The sequence below is a fragment of the Rhodococcus sp. BH5 genome (genome assembly GCF_027583855.1).
GTDB lineage: Bacteria > Actinomycetota > Actinomycetes > Mycobacteriales > Mycobacteriaceae > Rhodococcus_F > Rhodococcus_F qingshengii.
In genome coordinates, this window is sequence record NZ_JAJHVW010000046.1 from 1 (window position 1) to 5599 (window position 5599).

At 63.3% G+C, this 5599-nt stretch carries 6 protein-coding genes and 1 pseudogene; 3 read left to right on the top strand and 4 right to left on the bottom strand.

Features of this window, described 5'->3' with window-relative positions:
- Positions 1–314: 314 nt before the first annotated feature.
- Both RhoBH5_RS32160 and RhoBH5_RS32165 read right to left on the bottom strand, forming a co-directional pair.
- Positions 315–941 (bottom strand): dihydrofolate reductase family protein, encoded by a 627-nt coding sequence (locus RhoBH5_RS32160; protein WP_270009590.1) that lies wholly within the window; start codon positions 939–941, stop codon positions 315–317.
- A gap of 141 nt (positions 942–1082) precedes the next feature.
- The gene (locus RhoBH5_RS32165; protein WP_063316266.1) at positions 1083–2675 is read right to left on the bottom strand and encodes an adenylate/guanylate cyclase domain-containing protein; all 1593 of its coding nucleotides are present in this window, start codon (positions 2673–2675) and stop codon (positions 1083–1085) included.
- Positions 2676–2717: 42 nt separating this feature from the next.
- Between RhoBH5_RS32165 and nucS the strand changes: the two genes are divergently transcribed.
- Both nucS and RhoBH5_RS32175 read left to right on the top strand, forming a co-directional pair.
- On the top strand, positions 2718–3392 hold the full coding sequence (gene nucS / locus RhoBH5_RS32170; protein WP_007733244.1) for an endonuclease NucS: 675 nt from the start codon (positions 2718–2720) through the stop codon (positions 3390–3392).
- 19 nt (positions 3393–3411) lie between these two features.
- Positions 3412–3756 carry a hypothetical protein gene (locus tag RhoBH5_RS32175; protein WP_054828484.1) on the top strand — a complete coding sequence of 115 codons (345 nt, stop codon included), beginning with the start codon at positions 3412–3414 and terminating at the stop codon, positions 3754–3756.
- 7 nt (positions 3757–3763) lie between these two features.
- Here the strand turns inward: RhoBH5_RS32175 and RhoBH5_RS32180 are convergent, their stop codons facing one another.
- A complete protein-coding gene (locus RhoBH5_RS32180) occupies positions 3764–4822 on the bottom strand; it encodes a hypothetical protein (protein ID WP_003945156.1) in 1059 nt (352 codons plus the stop codon).
- 40 nt (positions 4823–4862) lie between these two features.
- Entirely contained in the window at positions 4863–5336 is a 474-nt protein-coding gene (mce, locus tag RhoBH5_RS32185; protein ID WP_007733251.1) for a methylmalonyl-CoA epimerase, read from the bottom strand.
- A gap of 107 nt (positions 5337–5443) precedes the next feature.
- Between mce and RhoBH5_RS32190 the strand changes: the two are divergent.
- Positions 5444–5599 (top strand): annotated as a pseudogene (locus RhoBH5_RS32190) (acetyl-CoA C-acyltransferase); the annotation flags it as partial.

Sequence of the window (5599 nt, forward strand, 5' to 3'; positions counted from 1 at the left end):
CTGCACTCGACAGGGTGTGGGAGAGTAGGACACCGCCGAACACGCATTAGAGAAGCCCCCCAACCAGTACTGGTTGGGGGGCTTTCTCGTACCCAAAACACCCCCCCCGAAACACCCCCCGACTTCGAGCGAACGGCACTGTCGTCGCCTCAGATCGACCCAACGTACCGTTCGCACCATCAAGGGCGGGAGCACCCCCGCCGGCACCCCCGCATCGAGTGAACGACACGCTAACCCTCTTCAACGAGATGAACGGTACGTTCACACCATCAGGGGCGGGAACACGACTGAGGACGACAGGCGCTTTGCCCGGATCAGTCGATGCCGTCGGCGGTGGCAGTCGCATACTTCGGCCGGCCAGCCGGCAGATACCTCTGAATCGTCACGCCCTTTGATGTGGCTCGCGATTCGGCCAGCTCGAGTGCGATGTCCGGTCCGGAGTCGGGAAACAGTCGCGTGCCCTGGCCTACCACCACCGGAACGATCAGCAGGATCATCTCGTCGACCAGATCGTTCGCGAGAAGCCAGCGGCACAGGTTGCCACTGCCGTGCACCTGAAGCTCACCGCCGGGTCTGGCTTTCAGTGCGCCGAGAGCTGTGGCGGTGTCACCTGAAAGGGCCGTGGTGTTCTTCCATTGCGGATCGGTGACCGTTGTCGAGGCAAGATACTTGGGCCGCGAATTCAGGGCGCTTGCAATGGGGTTGACGTCGGGATTCTCGAACGCGCACCAATAGCCGGCGAAGATCTCGTACGTGTGTCGCCCGAACAGGAACGCGTCAGCTCGCTGGTAGACCTGGACGAGATAGTCCATGGCTTCGGTGTCCACCAATGGCGCGGACCAGCCGCCCCGCTCGAATCCGCCACGGCGATCTTCGTCCGGCCCACCGAGTCCTTGCATCACTCCGTCGAGAGTGACGATGGTAAAGGTCGTCAGTTTCATAGTCGTACCCATCTCCCAGGCGTCGTCGGATTTCCGCTGTGCCGATATAGACCGTCGAGAAGCGGGAAAGTCATCGAGCGAACGTGGCGTTGATCGCCTTGGATCGACCGAACGTGCCGTTCGCTCAGGGGGGAGGTGGGGTCAGGGCTGCACGGGCACGGAGTCTGACGGGCTGGTCTCGGACTCCAGAGCGTCGCACGGAATCGCGAGCTCGGTCTGTTCGAGGCGGCCGCGAAGGGTGATGTTCTCGGTGATCGACCACTGTGCAGCCTCGGCGCTGTCAGCGGCAGCCACAGCCCGACCGGATGCGGCGACGTTACCCGGAACCGTCTTGGCGACCTCGGACAGTCGCGCCGCTTCGTTGACGGGATCACCGATGACGGTGTACTCGAATCTCTCTCGCGCACCGACGTTCCCGGCTACGGCAACACCTGCGGCGACGCCGATTCCCGCGCTCACTTCCGGAACCTCGGCACGCAGGCGCTGCTGAATCTTGCGGGCAGCGGCGAGTGCGCTGCCGGCGTGATCGTCGAGTGTCGTCGGCGCTCCGAAGATCGCCAGCGCTGCGTCGCCCTCGAACTTGTTGACGAATCCGCCGTGTGCGTCGACCTCGTCGACGATGACGTCGAAGAAACGGTTGAGTAGAGCGACCACAGCCGTAGGGGAGTTGGTGGCCGCGATCGTGGTCGATCCGATGACGTCGACGAAGAGAACGGCAACGTCACGTTCTTCACCGCCGAGTTCCGGGTTTCGGCGAACCGCGTTTGCGGCAACCTCGTGTCCGACGTGGCGCCCGAAGAGGTCGCGTATCCGCTCTCGCTCGCGCAGACCCTCGGCCATGCGATTGAAGCCGGCCTGCAGTAGTCCCAGTTCAGTTCCGTCGTACACGACGACGGACGCGGTGAGGTCGCCACGGGTGACTTGTTCCATTCCTCGTCGCACGGACCGAATGGGGGCCGCGGCGGACCGAATGTTGATGTATGTCAGCCCGAGTCCGACGCACAGGGTGATTCCGCCAATGACGAGGATGGCGATCGCGAGGGCTTGCCACGATGCAGGCCGGATGAAGCTGAAGACCGCCACGAGCATCAAGCCGGTGACGGGGACTCCGCTTCCGAGCAGCCAGACGAGGATTGTCCGGCCGGTCAGTCCGAGAACGGCAGCCTTGCGGGGTGCTCCGGATTCGAGTGCACGCGCAGCAATCGGGCGGAGTGCGAACTCGCTGAGCAGGTAGCAGAAAGCGCACGTGGTGATACCGCTGAAAGCCACGGTGAACAGAACTTTCGGAATAGTGTCGGGGTCGACGATTCCGTACATGGTCGTGAAGGTGATGAGCGCGGCCGTCCACAGGACGGCTTGCACTCGGGTCAGTCGCCACGGCCCGCGCAGCGCCGCGCGTTGATTCTGCTCTGTCGGTGGGTGATCCTCGGTGGCCCATCGAAGATCCCGCATCAGCCGTTTGGTGCCCCACAGAAGTCCGATGAGAAAGACACACCCGATGAAGACGGGCACGGCAATGAAGTTGATCCATGCGAATTCGGGGTGGATGATCTCGGGTCCGGGAACCACGAATCCGATGAGCACGATCGCCAGTACCGCTCCGATCAGGTTTGTGACCAGGAGGGGCGCGGTGAGTAGTGCCTGGACGCGGATTCGGCGGCGCCTGGGGCTTTCGTCGGTGGATCCGAGCAGCCACGACCCCAGGGGCGCACTCGGGACACGGCTTCGCTGCATAGTGTGTCGAGAGTAGTCGTAATGATCGCTTAGGGTGGTCCGGTGCGCCTAGTTATTGCTCGTTGCCGTGTCGACTATGTGGGACGCCTGACCTCCCACCTCCCTACCGCAAGACGACTGCTGTTGGTCAAAGCCGACGGCTCGGTCAGTATCCATGCCGACGATCGGGCGTACAAGCCGCTCAACTGGATGAGTCCGCCGTGCTGGTTGGTCGAGACCACCGGGGACGGCGACGACATCCTGTGGGTCGTCACCAACAAGGCGGGCGAGGAACTGCGGATCACTCTCGAAGAGGTCGAGCACGATTCGTCGTATGAACTCGGTCTCGATCCGGGATTGATCAAGGACGGTGTCGAGGCACACCTTCAAGAACTTTTGGCGGAGCATGTCGAGACACTCGGCCCCGGCTACACGTTGGTGCGGCGTGAGTACATGACGGCCATCGGGCCGGTCGATCTTCTGGTCCGAGACGCGGACGGTGCATCGGTGGCGGTGGAGATCAAGCGTCGCGGCGAGATCGACGGCGTCGAGCAGTTGACGCGCTACCTCGAATTGCTCAACCGCGATCCGCTGCTCGCGCCGGTCACGGGAGTTTTTGCAGCGCAACAGATCAAGCCGCAGGCAAAGACTTTGGCCAACGACCGTGGGATCCGTTGCCTGGTCCTTGACTACGAGGCCTTGCGGGGCACCGAAAGCACCGAGTTCCGCCTCTTCTGACGCTGTTTAGACTCGAACCATGCCGCGCCGCAAACCTTCGCCGAAGCAAACCCGTCGAACGGATACTCGGCGTGCGCGGGATTCGAGCGCGGAGTCGGCGTCACCAAGCGGTGTGTTGTTCGGCGGGGCGCTGGTCCGGGAGGAACCCGGTCCGGGCGGTGAAATGTACATGGTGAGGCCGATACCCGGCTCCAACGCGACGAAGTTCTATCGCTGCCCCGGTTGTGATCACGACATCAGGCCCGGCGTCGCTCACGTGGTGACGTGGCCTTCGGAACCGGGCGGCGCGAACGAGCGTCGACACTGGCACACCGGATGCTGGTCAGGCCGCGGTACGCGCAGCCTGACCAGACGGTGGTCCTGAGCGTCGATCAGTTCCTGGACTGGGCTCGCTGCTCGACGGCGCGGGTGTCGATCTCGGCGGTGTTCGTCTCGTCCGAGTCCTCGAGAACGTCGTCTTCGTCGATACTCGGTTCTGATTTGACCGGTTCTGCGTCGACCTTATCTGCGTCGGCCTTCTTGTCTTCGATCTCGAGATCTTCCTCGGCTTCGACGATGACCGGAGCGGGCGGTGCATCGAGGAGTTCGCTCTCCCGGTTGACCGATGCGAGCATAGCCGGAACCGAATCGAGTTGTCCGCGAATACCCAAGAGCTGAGCCAGGATTCGGCCACGGAGAACGCGCAGTTCTTCGGTGAGTTCCTTCGCGTGAGCGATCTTGCGCTCGGACTGATCAGTGGCGGCCTGCAGCCTGCGCTGAGCCTCGTGCGACGCATCGGCGAGTCGACGCTCGGCCTCTGCTTTGCTCGACGACTCCAACTCGTTGACGGCGGCGACGACCTTGGCACGGCGCTCCGACATCGAGATGTCGAAGTCTTCGCGGATCTGAGTGCGCTTGGCCTCGGACTCGGCAGCCAGTCGATCCCGCTCGGCCTGCGCGGCTTCGACGATCCGGGCGGCTTCGGTACGGGCCTGCGCCATGGTCTGCTCGTGCATGGTTTCCATCGCGTTGCGACGGTCCTCGAGTTCGGCGATCAGCGACTCGTAGTGCCCACGTAGGCGAGCGCCGTCCTGTTCGGCGATGGAGGTCATCTCGGCTGCGTCGGCTTCGGCCTTCGCGCGCACTTCCGAGGCCTCGTCGGAGGCAAGGCGCAGCATGCGGCTGATGCGATCGCTCATGCCCTCCGCAGTGGTGGGCGGTACCGAGAGGCGGTCGACGTCCTTGCGGAGGTCGTCGATGTCGTCGCGTGCATCGTCGAGCTGCTTGGCGAGGTCACGGGCCTGCGCAGCGGCAGCATCACGATCAGCCGCGGTAACTCGCAGCTCCGCGTCGAATCGCTCGAAGTAGTTGCGTACCTCGTCGCGGTCGTATCCCTTCCGTGCGATCTGGAACGGAAGTTGGATCGAACCGCGGTCCTGCTCGTATGCCATGGCGACAATCTACCTGGCATACGAGCTGGAGTCGGGTCTGCTAGTGGCTCGCGTCGGGTTCGACCAGTTCCACCAGGACGCCGCCGGCGTCCTTCGGGTGAATGAAGTTGATGCGCGAGTTGGCCGTACCGCGTCGGGGAGCGTCGTACAGCAACCGAACCCCGCGGTCGCGAAGCTCGGCGGAGATGGCGTCGATGTCGGTGACCCGGTAGGCGAGCTGCTGGAGTCCGGGGCCGCTTCGGTCGATGAACTTGGCGATGGTCGAGTTCTCGTCCAGAGGCGCGAGCAGTTGAACGGCAGTGGATCCGGCGGGGGAGCCGACGACGGAGAGCATGGCCTCACGCACGCCCTGCGATTCGTTGATTTCCTCGTGGGTCGACACCATGCCCAGGTGCTGCGTGTACCACTCGATTGCCACGTCGAGATCGGGCACCGCGATTCCGACGTGATCGATCGCGACGACGAGGTCGGACGACAAAGGTGCGAGTGCAGAACTGGGGGAGGTCTGTGTCATACCTTTCACGGTAGCGCTACCGTTTGAGGAGTACACGTCGGGATGTGACTTGGCTCTTAGGCCGCACGGAACCGACGACTATCTCTCTTTTGCAGCCGGAGGAAATCGTGACCAGTTCTGTGATTGTTGCGGGAGCTCGGACCCCGATGGGTCGACTCCTCGGATCGTTGAAAGACCTCTCCGGGTCCGACCTCGGCGGCATCGCCATCAAAGGCGCCCTCGACAAGTCCTCAGTCGCACCCGAACAGGTCGACTACGTCATC